Source organism: Streptomyces sp. NPDC046349, assembly GCF_055587885.1.
In genome coordinates, this window is the sequence record NZ_JBVJFK010000009.1 from 1 (window position 1) to 20796 (window position 20796).

Here is a 20796-nt window from a genome sequence, read left to right on the forward strand (position 1 = left end):
GTCCCGAACCCCCACCGTCACCCTGGCAGCATGACCACCCCAAACAACCCCATACCCGGCACCACGTCCTTGACGGAGGACATAGAGACACCCCCCCCTCACAGGACCAGGGCCTCAGAGAGGTCCAGGGCCTTCGGTTCGGATCACGCCGCGAGCCCGGCGAGATCCGGAAAGGAGTCTCAGCTCTTGTCCGGGCGGTCGGTCACCCGGAGGGTGTTCAGCAGGGGCTTGCCGAAGCCGGTGTGCGTCACGAAGCGGACGTTGAGCACCCCGTCCGTGACCGTGACCGTGTAGGTGCGGGTCAGGGCCTTGTAGGTGCCCGCCTCCAGGGCGATGTCGAGGGAGGGCAGGACCTGCGTGCCCTCGGCGAGGACGTCGAAGACGCGCTTGTTCGGCTTGGTGGAGGAGAGTTCGGCGAAGCCGAGCTCCACCGTGTAGGTGCCGTTGGGGACGTTGTCGAAGCGGTACTCGTACATGCCCTCACGGGCGTTGCGGAAGAGGCGCTGTTCGTCGGTGCCGGCGATGGTGCGGCCGGTGGACTGGACGGTGCCGTTGCCCTGGTAGCCGTAGGAGCCGGCGGTGTACTTGCGGTCCGGGGACCAGGCGTCGCCGAGGGCGTCGGTGGTGGCGTAGCCGGAGCCCGCGTCCAGGGCGACCTGGTAGCGCGGGACGACGACCTTGACCGGGACGGTGAGGACCGGGGTGCGGCCGCTCGCCGAGGCGATCTTCAGGTCGGCGGTGAGGACGGTGCCGGCGGCCAGCCCGGCCGTGTCGACCGCGAGGGTGACCGGGACCTTTCCGCCCGTCGGCAGCTCGCCGGCGGCCGGCGTGGCCGTCAGCCAGCCCGCGTCCTCGGACACCGTGAACGCCGTGCCCAGGCCCGGGTTGGTGAGGTCCAGGGTCCGGGTCCGCTGCTGGTCGGCCGGGAGCACGACCTCCAGGGCCGGCGCGGACGCCGTCACCTTGCCGGTGCGCAGGGACTGCGTCACCGTCGTGACGTCGGCGGCCTTGACGTCCACGGTCGCCGTGGCGGACTGGTACTGCGGCGCCGCGAGGGAGACGGCCCGCGAGCCGGAGGGGCTCTGGACGACGTACCCGCCGTCGACGGCCGTGGTGGCCGACACGGCGGTGTCGCCCGTGCCGACGGTCACCGTGGCGCCCGCGACGCCGTTGCCGTCGTTGGCGTCGAGCACCCGGCCGGCGACGACGCCGCTCTTGGTGGTGCGGAAGGCGATGGAGAGGCCGTTCGTGACGACGGGGGTGTTGAAGGAGTACTTGAAGGCGTCGGTGCCGGCGGCGTTCTCCACGCCGACCGTGGCCGTGGAGCCGCCCTTGATCCCGGTGCCGCCCGTGCCCTTGTAGGAGTACGTGACGGTGCCGTCCTCGCCGATGGCCGCGGAGAAGGAGAACTTGTCGGCCTGCGCCGACCAGTGGGACACCTCGCGCCACTCGATCACGTAGGCGCGGTGCGGGGCGGTGCCGGTGACCGCGGTGAAGACGCCCGAGCCGCTGCCCGCCGCGCCGACGACCAGGTCGTCCCAGAAGGGGTAGAGGGCGGCGTTCGGCGTGGCCGTGCTCGGGAGGTCGCCGTTGATGTCGCCGGTGTTGTTGCCGCCGAAGCTGACCGTGCCGTTGGTGCCGATCCAGGCCTGGGCGTACGTCTTGCCGTACAGCGGCAGCGGGAAGGGCAGGTCGACCCGTTCGGTGGTGTTGTCGCCGCTCAGCGCGAGCTGCCGGCTCCCCTCGGCGTACGGCCGGTCCGCGGTGGCGCAGGCGTAGCCGTAGCCGTCGGTGCGCTCGGGCAGGTTCACCGCGACGGTGGTGTCGCCGCCGACGCTGACCTCGGCCGTCCCGCCGCTGAGGCAGCGGGAGGCGTGGGTTGCGTCCAGCCGGTAGGTGCCGTGCGGCAGGGTGACCTCGAAGCGGCCCTGCGCGTCGGCGATCGCGGTCACCGGGGTGTCGGCGACGGTGACGGAGGCCCCGGCGGCCGGCCCGGAGGCCGAGGCGACGGTACCGGTGACCTTGCCGGAGGCCGCCTGGGTGAGGGTGAAGTCGCCGATGGCGGTGGCGTTCTCGGTCACGGTGGCGGTGGCGGTCTGCCGGCCGTAGCCGAACTTGGCCGCGGTCAGGGTGTACTCGCCCACCGAGAGGGCCGGGAAGGAGTAGCTGCCGTCGGCCGCCGTGGTGGCCGTACGGTCGATCGGGCCGTCGGCGGTGACCTTCACGCCCGCGAGGGGCTGGCCGCCGGAGCGGACGGTGCCGCCGAGGGCGCCGAGCGCGCCGCGCGGGGCGGCGTCGACTGCGGCGAGGACGTCGAGGCGGCCCTCGCCGAAGACGTTGTTGTCGGCGGCGTTGCCCCCGCACTGGCTGCTGTCGGTGTCCTGGGCGGTGCCGTCCAGCAGCGACTCGGTCTGCGCGATGTCGCCTTCGAGGGACGGGGCGGCGGACCACAGCAGCGCCACGGCGGCCGCGGTGTGCGGCGAGGCCATGGAGGTGCCGGAGAAGGCCTCGTAGGCCCCGCCGGGGACGGACGAGCGGACGTTCACACCCGGGGCGGAGATGTTCGGCTTGACGATGCCGCCCGGGCCGGCGCCGCGCGAGGAGAAGGACGCGACGGCGTTGTTGATGTCGAAGGCGCCGGAGCTGTAGGAGCTGGCGTAGTCACCGGGCGAGCCGCTGGTCGAGCAGCCGGGGCCGGCGTTGCCGTTGGAGAAGGCCGGGAAGATGCCGGCGGCCCGCCAGGTGTCGACGATCTGCTGGTACCAGGTGTCGCCGCCCGCGCCGCCCCAGGAGTTGTTGACGATGTGCGGAGCGAGGTCGGGACGCGGGTTCTGGCCGTTCAGGTCCGTCGGGGCGACGATCCACTGGCCGGAGGCGAGCAGCGAGGCCTCGGAGCAGGAGTTGGACTCGCAGCCCTTGGCGGCGATCCACTGGGCGCCGGGGGCGACGCCGATCTTGTTGGCGCCGCCGTCGTCGCCGACCATCGTGCCCATGGTGTGGGTGCCGTGGTCGTTGTTGTCGCACGGTGCGGCGCCCGCGCACACGCCCGCCGGGTCGAACCAGTTGTAGGCGTGGGAGTGGCTGCCGTCCGCGTTCCTGCCGCGGTACTGGTGGGCCACGGCCGGGTGCGTGAAGTCGACTCCGCTGTCGATGTTGGCGACGACGATGCCCTCGCCGCGGACGCCGATGCGGTCCCACACCTGCGGGGCCTTGACCCGGTCTATGTTCCACTCGACGGCGTCGGCGACGGCCTTTTCGCGCTTGCCCTCGGCGGGCTTGGGCAGGTCGACCTTGTCGTCGGCGTCGATCCTGGCCACCTCGGGGCGCTGCGCGAGCGTCCCGGCGAGCTTCCCGCTGCCGACGACGCGCACGGCGTTCACGATCCAGTACGAGGTGTACTCGGCCCCGGCACCTTCCAGGGCCTTGATGACGTCGGCCTGGCTGCGCGCGGCGTGGTCCTTCTTCGTCCTCAGGACGGTCTCGGCCTTGGCGGCGCGGGTCTGCTGCTTCCCCGCGGCCGTGAGGTCGGCGGCGCTGTCGAGGTAGACCCAGAAGACGGCTTTGGCGGAGCCGTCGAGCTGGGCGCGGAGCTTGGGTTCGATCTTGCGCTCGGCCGCGTTCGGCGTGCCGGGGCCGGGATCCGGTGCGGCCGCGGCGACGCCCGCGCCGAGCGGGAGCAGCAGGACCGAGGTGAGGGCGGCGAGCGCCCTGCGTAAGGACCGTGCGGACCTGCCCGGCCTCGTGGGCCTCAGGGCTCGTGAGGGCCGCTTGTCGCGTTGGGCCACGTGTTGTCTCCTCGTACGCCGTGTGCGGGATGTGCGGGAAGGGTGCGCGTGACGTGCGCGGGTCATGCTGAAGGAGGCGTCATGCTCATTACAAGAGGGCCTTATGAGCCGTTCCGCGCCCCGGGACACGCCGCCGGCCCCGGAACGCGCCGCCGCGCCCCCGGTGGCCCTTCCGCGCAGGGCGGGCCAGCCTGAAGGCATGACCGTGCCTGCCGAGTCGCCTGACACGTCGCCCGAACCCGCCGTCCCGCTCGCCTCGGCGCGCGGCCGGTGGATCCTGCTGACCACGGTGCTCGGCTCGACCATGGCCATGCTGGACGGGACCGTGGTGAACGTGGCGCTCCCGCGCATCGGGGAGGATCTCGACGCCGATCTGGCCGTGCTCCAGTGGACGGTGAACGCCTACCTGCTGACCCTGGCCGGGCTGATCCTGGTCGGCGGCTCGCTGAGCGACCGCTTCGGGCGGCGCCGGATCTTCACACTCGGCGTGGTGTGGTTCGCCGTCGGCTCGCTGCTGTGCGGCCTCGCGCCGAACGCCGGGGTGCTGATCGCCGCCCGTGCCCTGCAGGGCATCGGCGGGGCGCTGCTGACGCCCGGCTCCCTGGCCCTGATCCAGGCGTCGATCCGCGCCGAGGACCGGGGGCGGGCGATCGGCCTGTGGTCGGGGTTCGGCGGGGTGGGTGCGGCGGTGGGGCCGTTCCTCGGCGGCTGGCTGGTGGACGGGCCCGGCTGGCGGTGGGTCTTCCTGCTGAACGTCCCGCTGGCCGCGGTGTGCGTCCCGGTCGCCCTGCGGCACGTACCGGAATCCCGGGACGCGCAGGCGCACGGGCGGTTCGACGCGGCCGGCGCGGCACTCGGCGCGGGCGCCCTCGGGCTGGTCACCTACGCCTTGATCGAAGCCCGGTCCGGATCGGCCGCCGTGATCGTCGCGGCGGTGCTCGGGGTCCTGCTCGGCGCCGCCTTCGTGTATGTGGAGCGGCGGCGCGCCGACCCGATGGTGCCGCCGGACATCTTCGCGTCGCGGCTGTTCACCGCCGTCAACCTCGTCACCCTGTGCGTGTACGCGGCCATCGGGGGGTTCTTCTTCCTCGTGGTGCTCCAGCTCCAGGTGGTGTCCGGGTATTCGGCACTGGCCGCCGGGGCCGCGATGCTGCCGACGACCCTGCTGATGCTTCTCCTGTCGGCGCGCTCGGGTGAGCTGGGGGAGCGGATCGGACCGCGCATCCCGCTCACGGTGGGGCCCGTGCTGTGCGCGGTGGGGACGCTGCTGATGCTGCGGGTGGGGCCCGCGGCCTCGTACGTGCAGGACGTGCTGCCCGCGATGGTCGTGATGGGCATGGGACTGGTGGCCCTGGTCGCGCCGCTGACGTCCACCGTGCTGGCCTCGGTGGATCCCGGCCGGGCGGGACTGGCCAGCGGCATCAACAACGCGGCGGCGCGCGTCGCCGGGCTGCTCGCGGTGGCGGCGCTGCCGCTGCTGTCCGGGATGGGGCCCGAGTCGTACCGCTCGGCGACCCAGTTCGACGCCGCGTTCGGGCGGGCCATGCTCTGGTGCACCGGGGCGTTCCTGGCCGGCGCCGCCGTGGCCTGGGCGACCGTGCGCGCCCCCGCCTCCCGGGCATGCCATCCGCGGTGCCACACCTACTGCGCGGTGGAGGCCCCGCCGCTCGAACCCCGCGAGCGGGGCGACCGCGCGGCGCCGGACTGAGGGGCCGGCGGCGGTCGGTCTCGCGGCCGCCGCCGTCCTCGCGTACGCCCTCGCGACGGGGCCGGTGACCGCAGAGACCCGGAGCCGCACCCATCGGCTACGGCGTGAATGTTCCGTGGATGCCGCTGGTCCTGGCGGGCCGCCTGTGCGCCACCCTGGCGCGCCGCCGCTCGCACGTGGCCGGCGGCTGCGGACCCTCGGCGTGGTCCCTTCCGGCGGGGGCGCCGGCCTGCTCAGCACTGTGGCGGCTGGAATTCGCCTCCACCCGGTGCTCCTTCGCCGCGGTCGCCTCGCTGCTCGTCCCGGGCCGGGTCCGGGGCCGGGAACCGGCCGCCCGGGGCACCTGATCGACCGGAAGTTACCTAGACGTATGTAGTGACTTCACACGCGGGCAGCAGTAGAACTCGTTCCCATTCCATCGAGAGTGAGGAACGTCACATGGGTGACAACACCCTGCCCGAAAGAGGCTCCAATGGAATTTCACGTCGCGGGTTCCTGGGTAGAACAGGTTACATAGTCGGCGCAGTGGCTCTGGCCGGTCACATCACCCCGGCCACGGCCGCGGCCGCCGCACCCGAACCGATCGCGGACGGTGCCCGCGTCCCGGTCCTCGTCATCGGCACCGGCTACGGCGGGTCGGTCGCGGCGCTGCGGCTGGCCCAGGCCGGAGTGGACGTGCAGATGATCGAGATGGGCATGAACTGGGACACGCCGGGCCCCGACGGCAAGATCTTCCCGAAGGTGACCAGCCCGGACTACCGCTCGTTCTGGCTCCGTACGCGGACCAAGGCCCCGCTCAGCAACTTCCTCGGCTTCCCCATCGACAGGGACGTCCCCAAGTACACGGGGATCCTGGACGCCGAGGACTTCGCCGGCATCACCGTCTACCAGGGCCGCGGTGTCGGCGGCGGTTCGCTGGTCAACGGCGGCATGGCGGTCACGCCCAAGCGGGCGAACTTCGCCGCCGTCCTCCCGTCGGTGAACGCCGACGAGATGTACGACACCTACTATCCGCGGGCCAACGCCGGACTCGGGGTCGGGATGGTCGACCCGGCATGGTTCGACACCGCCGAGTGCTACCAGTTCTCCCGCGTCGGCCGCAAGCACGCCCAGCGGTCCGGCTTCGCCTGGACCTTCGTGCCCGACGTGTACGACTGGGACTACATGAAGCGGGAGGCCGCCGGCACCGCCGCCAAGTCGGCCCTGGCCGGGGAGATCCTCTACGGCAACAACCACGGCAAGAAGTCGCTGGTGCAGACCTACCTCGCCCAGGCCAGGGCCACGGGCAGGGTCACCATCTCGCCGCTGCACAAGGTCACCACCGTCTCCCCCGCCGCGGGCGGCGGCTACACGGTCGCCATCGACCAGATCAACACCACCGGGGACACCGTGGCCGCCAAGACCGTCACCGCCGACCGGGTGTTCTTCGCGGCCGGCAGCGTCGGCACCAGCAAGCTCCTGGTCAAGCTGAAGGCGACCGGGGCCCTGCCGCACCTCAACGGCGAGGTGGGCAGGGGCTGGGGCGAGAACGGGAACGTCATGTGCGGCCGCGCCAACCACATGTGGGACCCGACCGGCAAGCTCCAGTCGACCATCCCCTGCTCCGGTATCGACAACTGGGACGCGGGCGGCGCCTTCGCCGAGGTCGCCCCGCTGCCCACCGGGATCGAGACCTACGCCTCCTTCTACCTCTCGATCACGAAGAACCCCAACCGTGCCGAGTTCACCTGGAACACCGCGACGGGCAGGGCCGACCTGAGCTGGCAGACGGCCTGGAAGCAGCCCTCCATCACCATGGCGAAGACGATCTTCGACAAGATCAACTCGAGGGAGGGAACGATCTACCGGACCGACCTGTTCGGTGGCAACAAGATCTGGAACGACAGCCTCACCTACCACCCGCTCGGCGGCGCCGTCCTCGACCGGGCCACCGACAACTACGGCCGTCTGCACGGCTACTCCGGTCTGTACGTGATCGACGGCGCGCTGATCCCCGGAAACGCCAGCGTGAACCCGTTCGTCACCATCACCGCGCTCGCCGAGCGCAACATCGAGAAGATCATCGCGACAGACCTCCCGTAGGGCCGCGCCCTCCCCCCAGCGGCCGGGGCCGTTCGGATGCGCCGAACGGCCCCTTTTCCAGCCCTGCCGCGCTCGGGGCCCCGCTCAGTGGCCGGGCAGCACGCAGACGCTGTCGAGGCCCAGCACGTGGTTGAGCCGCCCGAACGCCAGCCAGGACCCGATGCTCATCGTGAGCTCCACGATCTCCAGCTGGCTGTAGTGCGCGGTCATCCGGTCCCAGAACTCCTCGTCGAGACCGTGGTGGTCGAGGGTGTACCGCTCGGCGTACTCCGCAGCCAGCCGGGTGCGCTCGTCGAACGCCTCCGTGGTGCGCCACTCGGTGACCGCGTCCGCGAACTCCTCCTCGACCTTCTGCCCGTCGCGCTCGGTGCGCCAGTCCAGGCAGAAGGCGCACCCGTTGATCTGCGCGACGCGCAGCCGGGCGGCCTCGAACTCGCGCAGCCCCAGGGTGGTGTGGGCGTACACCGACAGGGAGAAGTTGGCGGCGGCCATGCCGATCCCGGGCACCATGTCGCCCCACACGTACTCGATCGGGTGCTGGCCTTCGGGGATGTCGATCCTCATGACGATTTCCTTCCGAGTCTGCCGGTCGCGGGGCGCAGCGGGACGTCGAGGGCGTCGTAGAGTCCCGGCTCCGCCGCGGTGAGCCAGTCGATGGCGCCGACGAGGCGGCCGACGGCGGTGGCGTTGCCGCCCGCGGAGCGGTTCTCGCCCTCGTCGGTGGCCTCGACGGTGACCTCGATGCGGGGTCGGCCCTCGATGACGACGCGGTGGGCGCCGTCGCCGCCGTCCGGCGGCGACGGCCACTCCGGTGCGCACGAGGGGTGGATGCGGGTGACGTGCTCGATGACGATGCGGGGCTCGCCGCCGACGATGCCCTGTACCTCGAAGCGGATCGCGCCCTGGGTGCCCGCCTCGAACTCGCCCATGCTGCGGGTGGTCACGGTGGTGTCGAGGGCACGGCGCTGCGAGGTCTCGCGGATCTCGTCCAGTTCGACACCGAGCGCCCGGGCCATCATCCGTATCTGGCCGCCCCAGACCATCGTCGGGATCGAGGGCATGAGCATCATCGGCTCGAAGTCCATGGGGTGGCCCATGCCGACGAGGTTGCGGACGGAGTCCGGCTGGTCGTAGGTGGAGTAGTCGAAGATCTCCTGGCAGCGGATGGCGTCGATGGTGGTGCCGAGTCCGCTGAGCAGGAGCGGGAGCGCGTCGTTGCCCCAGCCGGGGTCGACGCCCGAGGCGAAGAGCGAGCCGCCGCCCTCAGCGATCGCCGCCAGTACCGGGTCGCGGAACTCGGGCGGGGCGCTGCGGTGGTCGTAGAGCGGGTAGAGGGCAGGGCTGACGACGACCGCGCCCGCCCGGATCGCGCGGATGATGTCGGCGAGCGCCTCGTCGGGGCGGACGTCCCCGGACGCGGCGTACACCACCGCCCGGGGACGGCCGGCGAGTACGGTTTCGACGTCGTCGGTGGCCTCGACGCCCAACAGGCGCTCGAGTCCGCCGAGTTCGCCGGCGTCGCGGCCGACCTTGGCTGGATTGTGGACGATGACCGCGCAGAGCTCGAGCGCGGGATGGGCCGCGACGGCGCGAATGGCCAGACGGCCGACGTTGCCGGTACCCCAGACAACCGTGGGAATCATGCGCGGAGGGTAGCCACCGCCCCCGCACCTTTCCATAGCCGTGCGGCCCGAACTCGCGCGCCCCGGACGGTTACTGGTTCTGGCCACCCAGGACGAAGAGGAGGTAGACGAAGAAGGCGAAGAGGTGGCCCACGAAGAGGTAGGCGATCAGCCGGATGATCAGGCCGCGGGGGAACTTGGCCTCGAAGCGCGCGCGTACGCCGACGGGCTTGTCTGCAGGGGACACGGGGGTCATGGGTGGGCTCCTCGCCTATCGGTGGTGCGTGGTGGTCGCGGCCCCGCCGAGGCACACCCCGGCGAGGCTGCTCTGGAGCAGGGTGTGGACGAACAGCAGGTCGGCACCGCCGGAGGAGGCGGCGCCGATCCGGTGCGGGGTCAGGGAGTCGAAGTGCGCGCTGTCCCCCGCCTCCAGCAGGTACTCCGTCTCGCCCAGGTGCAGGCGCAGCCTCCCCTGGAGGACGTACAGCCATTCCTCGCCGGGATGGACGCGGACCAGTTCGTCCGGTCCGCGGCCGGACGGCACATGGACGCGCAGCGCCTGCATCCCTCGGCCGGCGCCGCCCGCCTGCCAGTACGTCCAGCCGTCCGCCTCGCGGGCGCCCGGACCGCCTGCCCGTACGATGGGATCGGCCGCGGCGGAGGTCTCGCCGAGCAGATCGGAGACCGTCGTACCGTAGGTGCGGGCCAGTCCCAGCAGGAGCGGCAGCGACGGCCGGCGCCGACCGGTCTCCAGACGGGACAGGTGGGCGGGTGAGAGCCGGGCCCGCGCGGCGGCGGCCTCCAGGGTGAGGCCGGCGCGGCGGCGCAGCTCACGCAGCTGCGGCGCCACTGCGGGCAGCTCGTCGGCCGTGTCGTCGGAGCGGTCGGGGGCGGGACCGGGGTTCATGCCCCCGATTGAGCCAGAGTCTTGCCTTCCTGGCAAACCTCCTTGCCTCTGAGGCAAACGGCGGTGCGTGCACCGTCCGCGGCAGCCTCGGCTACCACCAGCGGACGGGGTAGCGGGGCGCTGCCCGGTTCAGGCGGGAGGCGGCGTGACCGCCCAGGACGAGGACCACCGTGGCACAGAGCAGCAGCGGCACGAACCGCGCGGGGGCCGGGCCCTGGAACACCACGACGACGGCGGTGGCGCACGCGGGCGAGTGCTGGGTCCGGGTGAGGCTGGTGGCGGCGAAGGTCAGTCCTGCGGCCAGGGCCGCACTCCAGGGGCTGCTCGGCGCTGCCGCGAGGACCGCGTAACCGGCCGCGGCGCCCAGGAGATGGGCGACGACGACGGTTCGGGGTTGGGCCGCGGGCAGGGTCGGGGTGTGGTGGAGGACGGCGGCGCTGGCGGCCAGGGACGGTATGAGGACCGGTTCACCGATCACCGCGCCGATGGCGGCGATGGCGAGGAGGGAGGCGGCGACGGCACCGCAGCCGTGCAGGACCGCGGCAGCGGCGGCCCGGGCCCGGTGCAGGCGCCCCGTCTCCCTCGGGAGGAGTACGTCGTCGCGGGGGGCGTCGGCGCCGGGGAGGGCTCGGGGGGACAGCACGGAGTCAACGTCCACGATGGCGGCTCCCGGCACGGCGGATCAGGGTCACAGGTCGGCGCGACGACGGGGCGGGCCCGTCGCGCTGGGTGCCGTCCGTCAGGGCCCGGCACGTGGACAGCCACCTTGGCCCGCACCTCTATCGCCGTCCTATGACGGTTCGATGGCTCGGCTCAGGGCGTGGCCCCTGCGCCCAGCACCGTCTCGACGGTGTCGGCCTGCTCCGCGCCCTTGTCCGGGCGGTACCGCACCACCCGCGCGAAGCGCAGGGCCACTCCGGCCGGGTAGCGCGGCGAGCGCTGCAGTCCGTCGTAGGCGATCTCCACCACCAGTTCGGGGCGCACCCGCACGGTGAAACCGTCGTCCGAGGTGGCGAGCGCGCGCAGCGCCTGCGTCTGCCAGCGCAGCATCTCGTCCGTGAGGCCCTTGAACGTCTTGCCGAGCATGGCGTACGTGCCGTCTGCGGCCCGCGCCCCCAGGTGCAGGTTCGACAGGAGTCCGGTGCGCCGCCCGTGGCCCCATTCGGCGGCGAGCACGACCAGGTCCAGGGTGTGCACCGGCTTCACCTTCAACCAGTGCTTGCCGCGCCGGCCGGCCGCGTACCCCGAGGCCAGGGCCTTCATGACCACGCCCTCGTGGCCGCGGCGCAGGGTCTCGGCCCAGAACTCGACGGCCTCGGCCGCCTGGGCCGCCGGGTCGCGCACCTCCAGGCGGCGGACCCGGGCGTCCTCGGGCACGAGGGCGGCGAGGGCCTCGTACCGCTCGCGGACCGGGAGGTCCAGGAGGACGTCGTCGCCGGCGGCCAGGAGGTCGAAGAAATAGGGGACGACCGGCAGCGTCCGCCGGGCGGCGGCCACGTCCACCCGGGAGCCGACCCGGCTCGCGATCTCCTGGAAGGGGACGGGGCGGCCGTCCGCCGTCTGCCCGATGACCTCCCCGTCGAGGATGAACCGCTCCCCCGGCAGCGACCTGGCCAGTTCGCAGACCTCCGGAAGCCGCCCGGTGATCTCGTCGAGGGAGCGCGTGTAGACCCGTACGTCGTCCCCCTCGCGGTGGACCTGCACGCGGATCCCGTCGAGCTTCTCCTCCACCGCGCAGGGGCCGAGCGCGGCCAGCGCCTCGGAGACCGATCCGGCCGTGCCCGCCAGCATCGGCTGGACGGGCCGCCCCACCCGCAGGGTCACGGCGCCCAGCGCCTCGGCGCCGCCGGCGAGCACCGCCTCGGCGACCCTGGGCAGGGACCCGTCCAGCATCACCGCCCGCCGCAGCTCGGCGGCGGGTACCGCGGCGGCCGCGGCCACAGCCTCCAGGGCCACGGCGTCGAGCGCGCCCTGGCGCACCTCGCCCGACAGCAGGCTGCGCAGGAAGGCCTGCTCGGCCTCGGTGGCCGCGCCGAGCAGCTCGGCGACGATCCGGCCGCGCCGGGCGGCGGACCCGGCGCCGGCCTGCGCCGCGAGTGCGCCGACCGCCGTGTCGACGTCGCGGACGGTGAGGGTGGGTTCCGCCGCCGGTGCGGCCGCCTGGCCCAGGGTGCGCCAGCCGATGCCGGGACGGCCCTGCGGGAGGCGCCCGGAGAGGTAGGAGATGACCAGCCCGGCCTCCTCGGGCGGGGCGGCGGCGAAGAGCTCCGCGAGCAGTGCGGTCTTGCGGGAGCGGGCGGAAGTGGCGGCGACTTCCCTGGACACGCGAGCGACCTCGGCCAACAGCATGCGGCCATCCTCCCGCCCGGCGCTCCCGTCTGCAGGTCGGACGGGCGTACCGCAGGTGCGGTACGCGCCCGCGGCGGACTACTCCCTGAGAAGGTCGGCAGTTCCGCCTGTGGGTGCTCCAAGGCCGGCTACCGGCCGTTTAGGGTGCCCGTATGAAGCTCCGAATGCCCCGGCGGCGCCGAGACCGACTGCTCGCGGGCGCCGCCGCGCTGGCCGTCGTGGCGGGTGCCGGCACGTGGACGGCCGCGTCCGCGTCCGGCGACACGCCCGCCGTGCACCGCCAGGACCAGGTCCTGAACATGCCCGGTGCCGACATCGACACCTCCTACTTCCTCGCCGGCGGCGGGGAGGGCAGCGGGGCGAAACGTCCGGCCGTCCTCCTCGGGCACGGCTTCGGGGGCAGCAAGGACGACGTCCGTGAGCAGGCCGAGCGGCTGGCCCGCGACGGCTACGCCGTCATGACCTGGTCGGCGCGCGGCTTCGGCCGGTCCGGCGGCCGGATCGGGCTGAACGACCCCGAGCACGAGGTCAAGGACGTCTCCCGGCTGATCGACTGGCTCGCAGCCCGGCCCGAGGTACGGCTCGACGCGGACGGCGACCCGCGCATCGGGGTGTCCGGAGCCTCTTACGGCGGGGCCGTCTCGCTGCTGGCCGCCGGTCACGACCGGCGCGTGGACGCGATCGCCCCGGAGATCACCTATTGGAACCTCGCGGACGCCCTCTTCCCGGGCGGCGTCTTCAAGAAGCTGTGGTCGGGCATCTTCTTCACGACCGGCTCGGCCGGCGGGATGCAGCAGGCCGGGACGGCGCAGCAGGACGCCGGGGCCGGGCGCCCCGAGGGTGCGGGTAGGGGCGCGGGCGCGTCCGCGGCCGGCACCGTGACCGGGTCCGGCCCGCAGGACGGCGCCCCGGCCGGTCCCGGCTGCGGGAGGTTCACCCCCGAGCTGTGCGCGATGTACGAACGGGTCGCCGTGGCGGGCAAGCCCGACGCCGAGGCCCGCACGCTGTTGGAACAGCGCAGTCCGTCGGCGGTCGGCGACCGGATCAAGGTGCCCGCCCTCATCGTGCAGGGCCAGGACGACTCCCTCTTCCCGCTGGACCAGGCCGACGCGATGGCCGCGGCCATCGCGGCGAACGGCACACCCGTGTCGGTGGACTGGGCGGCCGGCGGACACGACGGCGGCATGCGGGAGGCGGACCGGGTGGAGGCACGCGTGGCCGCCTGGTTCGACCGCCACCTGAAGGGCGACGAGAGCGTGGACACCGGGCCGGCGTTCCGGGTCTCGCGCTCCGGCGGGATCGACTCCACCGACGGCGAGGTGATACTGCGCGGCGCCGACGGCGACCGCTACCCGGGACTGGCTTCCGGGCCCCGGGACGTCGCCCTGACGGGACGGGAGCAGACCTTCACGAACCCGGCGGGGGGCGCGCCCCCCGCACTGTCCTCCCTGCCCGGCATCGGCGGGCAGCTCGCCTCCTTCGGGGCCGGGCTCTCGCTGGACTTCCCCGGGCAGAACGCCCGCTTCGAGTCGGCTCCGCTGGACGCGGATCTGCAGATCACCGGAACCCCCACCGTGACCCTGAAGGTGAGGTCGACGGCTGCGGACGGTTCGGCCGTACTGTTCGGCAAGGTGTACGACGTGGGGCCCGACGGACGGCAGCAGGTGCTGCCCTCCCAGCTGGTCGCCCCGCTGCGGGTGGAGAACGCGCAGCAGGGCGCGACCGTGCGGCTGAGACTGGCCGCGATCGACCATGCGGTCGCGGCCGGACACCGCCTGCGCCTGGTCATCGCCGCCACGGACCTCGGCTATGCGAGCCCGGCCGCGACGGCCGCCTACACGGTGTCGGTGGACGGCCCCCTGGCCGTGCCCGTGGCACCCGGGGTGCGGACCGCCGCGGCAAGTATGCCCGCCTGGACCTGGTGGCTGCCGCTGGGGGCGCTGGCCCTGGCCGCGACGCTGCTCGGGTTCCGCCGGACCGGCGGGAGCGCCGCCGGGGCACGGGCTGGCGTACCGCTGCCCGACCCGGCGCTGGCCGACGTACCTCTGCAGATCACGGGACTGACGAAGCGGTACGCGAAGTCCCAGGACCGGTACGCGGTACAGGACCTGTCGTTCCGGGTCGAGAAGGGGCAGGTGCTGGGGCTGCTCGGGCCCAACGGGGCCGGTAAGACCACCACCCTGCGCATGCTGATGGGGCTGATCTCGCCGGACGCCGGGGAGATCCGGGTGTTCGGGCACGCGGTGCGGGCCGGAGCACCGGTCCTGTCGCGGGTCGGGGCCTTCGTGGAGGGGGCGGGCTTCCTGCCGCACCTGACGGGCCGCGCCAACCTGGAGCTGTACTGGCAGGCCACCGGCCGCCCCGCCGAGGACTCGCACATGGCGGAGGCCCTGGAGATCGCCGGGCTCGGCGACGCGCTGGAGCGCGCGGTGCGCACGTACTCGCAGGGCATGCGGCAGCGGCTCGCGATCGCGCAGGCGATGCTCGGGATGCCGGACCTGCTGATCCTGGACGAGCCGACGAACGGTCTGGACCCGCCGCAGATCCGGGAGATGCGGGACGTGATGATCCGCTACGCGGCCGGTGGTCGGACGGTCATCGTCTCCAGCCACCTGCTGTCGGAGGTCGAGCAGTCCTGCACGCACCTGGTGGTCATGGACCGCGGCCGGCGGGTGGCGGCGGGTGAGGTCGCCGAGATCACCGGCGGCGGGGACACCCTGCTGGTGACCCTGGCCGAGCCGGTGGACGAGGTGACCGTCGAGAAGGTGGCGGCGCTGGAGGGCGTGGGTTCGGTGGTGGCCGCGGACGACGGGCTGCTCGTACTGCTCGAAGGCTCGACGGCGGCCGGGCTGATCGCCGAACTCGTGCGGCTGGAGGTGCCGGTGACCGGAGTGGGGCCGCACCGCAGACTCGAGGACGCGTTCCTCACTCTGATCGGAGGTGCGGCGTGAGTACGGCGACGACGGCGCGGGAGGTGGCTCCGGGCTACCGGGCGAGCCGTACGCTGCCGCTGCGCGTGGAGGCGCTGCGGCAGTGGCGCCGGCGGCGGACGCTGGTGATGGGCGGGGTCCTGGCCGCACTGCCCATCATCATGATCATCGCCTTCGCGGTGGGCGGCGGGCCGGAGGGCCGGCGCGGCGGCGGCAACCGGATCACCCTGATCGACACGGCCACGGCCTCGGGCGCGAACTTCGCCGCGACCTGCCTGTTCGTGTCGGCCGGTTTCCTGCTGGTGGTGCCGGTGGCACTGTTCTGCGGGGACACCGTGGCATCGGAGGCGAGCTGGTCCTCGCTGCGCTATCTGCTGGCCTCGCCGGTGCCGCGGGCGCGGCTGCTGTGGAGCAAGCTGGTGGTCGCGCTGGGCTTCAGCCTGGCGGCGATCGTGCTGCTGCCGGTGGTGGCGCTGGCCGCGGGCACGGTCGCGTACGGGTGGGGGCCGCTCAAGCTTCCGGCGGGCGGCGCGCTGGCGGCCGGGGACACGGTGCCACGGCTCGCGCTGGCGGTGGCCTTCGTCTTCGTGTCGCAGCTGGTGACGGCGGGGCTGGCGTTCTGGCTGTCCACGCGGACGGACGCGCCGCTGGGCGCGGTGGGCGGCGCGGTCGGCCTGACGATCGTCGGGAACGTGCTGGACGCGGTGACGGCGCTCGGCTCGTGGCGCGAGTTCCTGCCGGCGCACTGGCAGTTCGCGTGGGCGGACGCCCTGCAGCCTCAGCTGGAGTGGGGCGGGATGGCCAAGGGGGCGGTGGTGTCGGTGTCGTACGCGCTGGTGCTGTTCGCCCTCGCCTTCCGCGGCTTCTCCCGCAAGGACATCGTGTCCTGACCGGCGGCCGCGAGCCGCCCGGGCGCGAGCGCCCCCGCCCCATGGGCGGGTGGCGCTCGTCGGCGTCCCGGCGCCTACGCGCTGAAGCCCGGGGCGATCGCGTCGATCTCGGCGAGCAGCTCCGCGTCGAGCGGGCGTTCGCCGGCGGCCGCGTTCGCGCGTATCTGCTCGGGAGAGGTGGCGCCGGCGATGACGGAGGCGCAGCCGGGCCGGGCGGAGAGCCAGCCGATGGCCAGTTCGAGGACGGTGCGGTCGTGCTTCTCGGCGATCGCGGCCAGCGCCTCGACCACGTCGAGGCGCTCCTCGGTGAGGTAGGCGTCCCTGCCTTCGAGGCGGGAGCCGGCCGGGACGGGCGCGCCCCGGCGGATCTTGCCGGTCAGCAGGCCGTTGGCGAGGGGGAAGTACGGGAGTACGCCGACACCGTAGTGCAGGGCCGCGGGGACGAGCTCGCGCTCGGCCGACCGCTCCAGCAGCGACCACTCGTTCTGCGCGGAGACGAAGGGGACGGAGCCGGTCTCACGGGCGACGTGGGCGGCTTCGGCGAGCTGCCAGCCGGTGAAGTTGGAGTGGCCGATGTAGCGGACCTTGCCCTCGGCGACGAGCTCCGTGAGCGCGGCCAGCGTCTCGGCGATGGGAGTGGCCGGATCGGGGCTGTGCAACTGGAGCAGGTCGATGTGGTCGGTTTCGAGGCGGCGCAGGGACTCCTCCACGGCGCGCCGGATGTAGGCGCGGCCGCCGCGGGATCCGGCTGCGGGGCCGTACTTCATGTCGACGCCGTCGTAGCCGAACTTGGTGGCGAGGACGACCTGGTCGCGGCGACCCTTCAGGGCCTGCCCGAGGTGCCGCTCGGAGCCGCCCGCGCCGCCGTAGATGTCGGCGGTGTCGAGGAGGGTGACGCCCGCGTCGAGGGCGGCGTCGACGACGGCGCGGGTGGCCTGGGCATCGAGTCGCCCGCCGAAGTTGTTGCAGCCGAGGCCGACGGCGGACACGTGCAGACCTGAACTGCCCAGGGGGAGATAGCGCATGCGTTTTCGTTCCTCCGGCTCGACGGGTACATGATCAAGGGAGTCACCGACCCCCCTGCATACTGCCACCCCCGGCCGCTGCACTGCGGCGGTGGACGTTTCGTCCGTACCGCCCGGTGCGGACCTCTTCGACCTCCTTCGGCCCGCGCCTGCGGCCGGCGTCGTCCCTGCCGTGTTCGCCTTCGCTGTGCCGTCCGGCCCGTTCGAAGGGCGAAGCTCGCCTTCGAACGGGCCGGACGAGCCGCGCAGCGCTCGCGTACCCGAGGCAGGGGGAGGACGGGGATCGAACTCTCACGGTGCCGTCACCGTCAGGGCCCGGCGGGGTCGGCCGGGTCGTGGACACCGGGATTGCCGAGGGAGATGCACCACGGACATTCGTGGACGTCACCCGCTGCGCTCTCCGCATGCGGCGAGGGCAGGGAGAAACCCGCCCTGTATACGTCCTCACGCAGCCGCGCCGAGCATATTTTCGTCCGGGGCCAGGTGATTGCCCCGGCACCACCCCGTTGCACGAAGCGGCGTGCCGCCCGTACCAGCGCCGCCCGCACCGTGTTCCCCACCCGTGATGCTCCAGGCAGGAAACGGCCAAGGGCGGTCGCCCACGGAAGGCGATCGGATCGGTCACCGTAGGGCGCCATGCTCGCGCAACCCTTCTCGCGGAAGATTCGTATGCACCACAACTCTGACATCGTCGGCTGGTCGCGAAATGTACTCCTCCTCGATCGCGCGGGGTGCGAGTGAAGATCTTGCCGCCGGGGGCGCCCTCCAGGTAAGGGTGGCAGACCCTTGCGAATTCCGGACCATCCCGCGCACGAGCGCAATTGATTTACTTTTTAACGTTCCCGCATTTCCATCGAGCATCAGAACCGAGATCCGTCGAACAGGAAACAGGCAGACCACATGCATTCGGCGAGATCCCAACAGTTCGACCAAAGTCAGCAATGTACGGATTGCCGGGGTTTTTTAGCGGCCGGCCGCGTGTGGATTGCCGGGGTTTTCACGGGATTCGGCGATCGAGTCCGCCCTCCCTGGGTCCCGGAATGGCACACCTTGCCACGCAGTCCAGGAGTGCCGACTCGGCCGGTGCCCCGTGACGGGACGCCGGAGCCCGACCGTCGAGCGGGTGGAGTCGGTCGGCGGCGTGGAGGCACACGGCCGGAGGGGTCTCGCACGAAGACCGGTCGCCCGGCTCCTGCCACCCCGGAGGGAATCCGCACCCGGCCAGGTCGAGACACCGACGGGCTTCACTCCCGGTCCCTGCGGTGTCGCAGCTCGCCGGGAAGACAGCCGGACAGCGTCCACATGGCAGGACAGGACGTGCTCGAGGCGTTGACGGCGCCCCAACTCAAGGGCGTCCACGCGCCACAGGCGGCCGGTCCCTGATGACGTGAAGGCCGTGCAACCCGTGCCCAGCGCGGTGGAGATCAGCACGATCCAGAGGAGAACATCTCCCACAGCCCATCCTTTCGAAGGGTGATGACCCCAGGGCGCACACGATCGAAGCCCTGCGGACTTCGGGCATAACGCAGAGGCATATGCAGAGTTGCGCCCTCACCTTCGATTGCAGCCATGCGCAGCAATCTGCGGATCTTGACATCTCAGCGTTTTTGATGATGTTGGGCCGAAGCCGGGGGCGCAGAGAAGGGGCTCGCAGGGCTCGGCGGCGAGGATGGAACGTGCCGGACGGCGGGGCCCGGCGGCATGCGCAGACGCAGCACGCGAGGTACGGCGGTTCGGCAGCACGCGACGCACACCGCCCGGAAAGCCCTCGCCCCGAGGAAGCGCTCGACCGTCGGGCGCGCCGCGAACGGGAGTTCAGGGGCGAGGGGTCCCTGGCACCGGGTCCGCATCGGCCCGCCAGTCCGCGGCGCCTTGAACTGCGGAGAGGCAGGTCACAACTGCCTCGCCGGCTGAATTTGCAGAAACGATAAGCGGCAGGGAGCACCTGTGCATCCGCCACCACCACCCGGATGGCCCATACCCGGACCAACATCGACAGCGTTTACGGCATATGACAACAGCAAAGCTCCCCCTCTCCTTCCGCGGCCCTGCGGAAGGAGAGGGACAGGGGAGCAACGTTCACGCCGGGGCCACTCGCATCGGAAAGTGGACTTTCACTCCGCGTTCAACCGGCTGCGGCGAGGCCGGGAACGCGACGTTGGAACACGACAGCCTGGCGGTCGATCTGAGCTATTCCTCCTCGATCTTTGAGGACTTCCTCCACACGATGAGAATGATCCAGGTCGACTTCGAACGGCGGACGGAAGACACCGAACGGTCCGCGATGCCGGGCGACCAGGGTTCGGGCGGCAGCTCACGTGGCTGAGCAGTACGGATCCCCGGACGCCCACGCCACCCGCATCGAGCCGGACGACACCGCCTTCTGGCTGCAACCGGACCCTGTGCAGCGTCACTCCCCCGGGCAGCCGCTCGACGGTCCCGGTGAGCCGGGCCGGCCGTGGGATCCGGCGGAAGAACTCGCCATCCTTCTTCAGGAGAGCACCGCGCCCCGGCACACGGAGCCCTTCAGCCGGCTCGGCTTCGACGCCGCGGCCGACCCGGTCGGTGCCGCAGGCCTCGTCGCCGGGCTCGATCACACCCCCGTCGAGCGGCCGCCCAGGCACACTGCCGGCGGGCACCGCCGGAATCCGTCGAAGCGGCCGATCGTGACCCTGCTGCGAACGGGCAGTCTGTTCACCGCCGTGTTGGTCGCCGTCATCGCCGCCTTCGTGAGCATCCTCAGCGGCCTGGCCATCTGCGAGGCCCTGCGCCACAGCGCCGGACTCCACACGTCCCGCGAAGTGGTCAGCTGGTGGCCCCTGCTGATCTACGGGCCCTGGATGGTCGCCTCGCTGTCCATCCTCAGATCGGCTCTGCACCAGCGCCGTGCGCTGCATTCCTGGTCCATCGTTCTGCTGTTCTCCACCCTGGCCACGCTTCTGTGCATTGCCCAGGCGCCCAGAACCATCGCTGCCGGAACGTCGTCCGCTCTTCCCGCCGTCGCGGCGCTGGCCTGCTTCCAGCAGCTGGTCCGCCAGATCACCCTCACCCGGCCGCCTCGCAACGCCGCTCCACGGCACCGGAACCCGCCCGCCGCTGCGCTCGGCTGGACCACCACCGCCGGACGCGGCCCGGCCGGCGCCCCTGCCGGCTACTCCACGGCAGGAAAGGGGGCAGCCCGCTCCCCATCCGGCAGTCATGGATACAGGTACGGCGCATGACGGCCTCATGCGTGCGGCGGTCTCGGCTGCGCAGCAGGTCAGAGCTGCGGCGGCCGGTCCGGGCACCGGGCTGCGGGTCCTGTGACGGGCGAGGCGGGAGCGGGTTGCCGCCACTGCGATCGCGGTCGTGCCGGCGGCGCGGGGGCAGCCCAGGGGTTGGCCACTTGTCTGCTCGGCAGGCGTCGGTGCGATCCCGCGGAAGGTCCGGGCGCGCGTCGGTACCGTCACCGGCGTAGGGCCCGCCGACAGCCTTGCGGTCGTCGAGGACGGTCCGCCG

At 72.5% G+C, this 20796-nt stretch carries 15 protein-coding genes; 7 read left to right on the forward strand and 8 right to left on the reverse strand.

From position 1 onward, the window contains the following. Positions 1 to 179: 179 nt before the first annotated feature. Positions 180 to 3785, reverse strand: a complete 3606-nt coding sequence (locus ACZ6JS_RS21415) for a S8 family serine peptidase (RefSeq protein WP_469299951.1) — start codon at positions 3783 to 3785, stop codon at positions 180 to 182. A 199-nt stretch (positions 3786 to 3984) separates the two neighbouring features. Between ACZ6JS_RS21415 and ACZ6JS_RS21420 the strand changes: the two genes are divergently transcribed. The 3 genes from ACZ6JS_RS21420 (at position 3985) to ACZ6JS_RS21430 (ending at position 7575) form a co-directional block, all read left to right on the forward strand. Continuing rightward, the gene (locus ACZ6JS_RS21420) at positions 3985 to 5493 is read left to right on the forward strand and encodes an MFS transporter (protein WP_469299953.1); all 1509 of its coding nucleotides are present in this window, start codon (positions 3985 to 3987) and stop codon (positions 5491 to 5493) included. Between the two features lie 104 nt (positions 5494 to 5597). Continuing rightward, entirely contained in the window at positions 5598 to 5840 is a 243-nt protein-coding gene (locus tag ACZ6JS_RS21425; protein WP_469299955.1) for a DUF6629 family protein, read from the forward strand. A 91-nt stretch (positions 5841 to 5931) separates the two neighbouring features. Beyond that, complete coding sequence (locus ACZ6JS_RS21430; RefSeq protein ID WP_469299957.1) at positions 5932 to 7575, forward strand: GMC oxidoreductase; 1644 nt, start codon at positions 5932 to 5934, stop codon at positions 7573 to 7575. An 84-nt stretch (positions 7576 to 7659) separates the two neighbouring features. Here ACZ6JS_RS21430 and ACZ6JS_RS21435 read toward each other — a convergent pair whose 3' ends face one another. The 6 genes from ACZ6JS_RS21435 to ACZ6JS_RS21460 all read right to left on the reverse strand — a co-directional run bounded on the left by ACZ6JS_RS21435 (position 7660) and on the right by ACZ6JS_RS21460 (position 12453). Then, positions 7660 to 8139: a carboxymuconolactone decarboxylase family protein gene (locus ACZ6JS_RS21435; protein WP_469299959.1), complete on the reverse strand. Its 480-nt coding sequence runs from the start codon at positions 8137 to 8139 to the stop codon at positions 7660 to 7662. Further along, entirely contained in the window at positions 8136 to 9218 is a 1083-nt protein-coding gene (locus ACZ6JS_RS21440) for an NAD(P)H-dependent amine dehydrogenase family protein (RefSeq protein WP_469299961.1), read from the reverse strand. Before ACZ6JS_RS21440 ends, ACZ6JS_RS21435 begins: the two co-directional genes overlap by 4 nt. 70 nt (positions 9219 to 9288) lie before the next feature. Continuing rightward, a complete protein-coding gene (locus ACZ6JS_RS21445; RefSeq protein ID WP_469299962.1) occupies positions 9289 to 9453 on the reverse strand; it encodes a DUF6126 family protein in 165 nt (54 codons plus the stop codon). A 15-nt stretch (positions 9454 to 9468) separates the two neighbouring features. Beyond that, entirely contained in the window at positions 9469 to 10104 is a 636-nt protein-coding gene (locus ACZ6JS_RS21450) for a helix-turn-helix domain-containing protein (RefSeq protein WP_469299964.1), read from the reverse strand. 91 nt (positions 10105 to 10195) lie between these two features. Next, complete coding sequence (locus tag ACZ6JS_RS21455; protein WP_469299966.1) at positions 10196 to 10762, reverse strand: HPP family protein; 567 nt, start codon at positions 10760 to 10762, stop codon at positions 10196 to 10198. A gap of 155 nt (positions 10763 to 10917) precedes the next feature. Beyond that, the gene (locus ACZ6JS_RS21460; protein WP_469299968.1) at positions 10918 to 12453 is read right to left on the reverse strand and encodes an ATP-dependent DNA ligase; all 1536 of its coding nucleotides are present in this window, start codon (positions 12451 to 12453) and stop codon (positions 10918 to 10920) included. A gap of 152 nt (positions 12454 to 12605) precedes the next feature. Between ACZ6JS_RS21460 and ACZ6JS_RS21465 the strand changes: the two genes are divergently transcribed. Both ACZ6JS_RS21465 and ACZ6JS_RS21470 read left to right on the forward strand, forming a co-directional pair. Further along, a complete protein-coding gene (locus ACZ6JS_RS21465) occupies positions 12606 to 15404 on the forward strand; it encodes an alpha/beta fold hydrolase (RefSeq protein ID WP_469299970.1) in 2799 nt (932 codons plus the stop codon). Next, positions 15401 to 16273 (forward strand): ABC transporter permease, encoded by an 873-nt coding sequence (locus tag ACZ6JS_RS21470; RefSeq protein ID WP_469299971.1) that lies wholly within the window; start codon positions 15401 to 15403, stop codon positions 16271 to 16273. The genes ACZ6JS_RS21465 and ACZ6JS_RS21470 overlap by 4 nt, the downstream gene beginning before the upstream one ends. A 74-nt stretch (positions 16274 to 16347) precedes the next feature. Here ACZ6JS_RS21470 and ACZ6JS_RS21475 read toward each other — a convergent pair whose 3' ends face one another. After that, positions 16348 to 17298, reverse strand: coding sequence for an aldo/keto reductase (locus ACZ6JS_RS21475; protein ID WP_469299973.1), 951 nt, complete (start codon positions 17296 to 17298; stop codon positions 16348 to 16350). A gap of 2158 nt (positions 17299 to 19456) precedes the next feature. Between ACZ6JS_RS21475 and ACZ6JS_RS21480 the strand changes: the two genes are divergently transcribed. Continuing rightward, complete coding sequence (locus ACZ6JS_RS21480) at positions 19457 to 19624, forward strand: hypothetical protein (protein ID WP_469299975.1); 168 nt, start codon at positions 19457 to 19459, stop codon at positions 19622 to 19624. Further along, positions 19617 to 20519, forward strand: a complete 903-nt coding sequence (locus tag ACZ6JS_RS21485; RefSeq protein ID WP_469299976.1) for a hypothetical protein — start codon at positions 19617 to 19619, stop codon at positions 20517 to 20519. The genes ACZ6JS_RS21480 and ACZ6JS_RS21485 overlap by 8 nt, the downstream gene beginning before the upstream one ends. Positions 20520 to 20796: the final 277 nt, after the last annotated feature.

Bases quoted from the DNA above. Each gene is read 5' to 3' on its own strand.
- ACZ6JS_RS21420 (WP_469299953.1), top strand. From the start codon at position 3,985: ATGACCGTGCCTGCCGAGTCGCCTGACACGTCGCCCGAACCCGCCGTC.
- ACZ6JS_RS21430 (WP_469299957.1), top strand. From the start codon at position 5,932: ATGGGTGACAACACCCTGCCCGAAAGAGGCTCCAATGGAATTTCACGT.
- ACZ6JS_RS21435 (WP_469299959.1), bottom strand. From the start codon at position 8,139: ATGAGGATCGACATCCCCGAAGGCCAGCACCCGATCGAGTACGTGTGG.
- ACZ6JS_RS21440 (WP_469299961.1), bottom strand. From the start codon at position 9,218: ATGATTCCCACGGTTGTCTGGGGTACCGGCAACGTCGGCCGTCTGGCC.
- ACZ6JS_RS21445 (WP_469299962.1), bottom strand. From the start codon at position 9,453: ATGACCCCCGTGTCCCCTGCAGACAAGCCCGTCGGCGTACGCGCGCGC.
- ACZ6JS_RS21450 (WP_469299964.1), bottom strand. From the start codon at position 10,104: ATGAACCCCGGTCCCGCCCCCGACCGCTCCGACGACACGGCCGACGAG.
- ACZ6JS_RS21460 (WP_469299968.1), bottom strand. From the start codon at position 12,453: ATGCTGTTGGCCGAGGTCGCTCGCGTGTCCAGGGAAGTCGCCGCCACT.
- ACZ6JS_RS21465 (WP_469299970.1), top strand. From the start codon at position 12,606: ATGAAGCTCCGAATGCCCCGGCGGCGCCGAGACCGACTGCTCGCGGGC.
- ACZ6JS_RS21475 (WP_469299973.1), bottom strand. From the start codon at position 17,298: ATGCGCTATCTCCCCCTGGGCAGTTCAGGTCTGCACGTGTCCGCCGTC.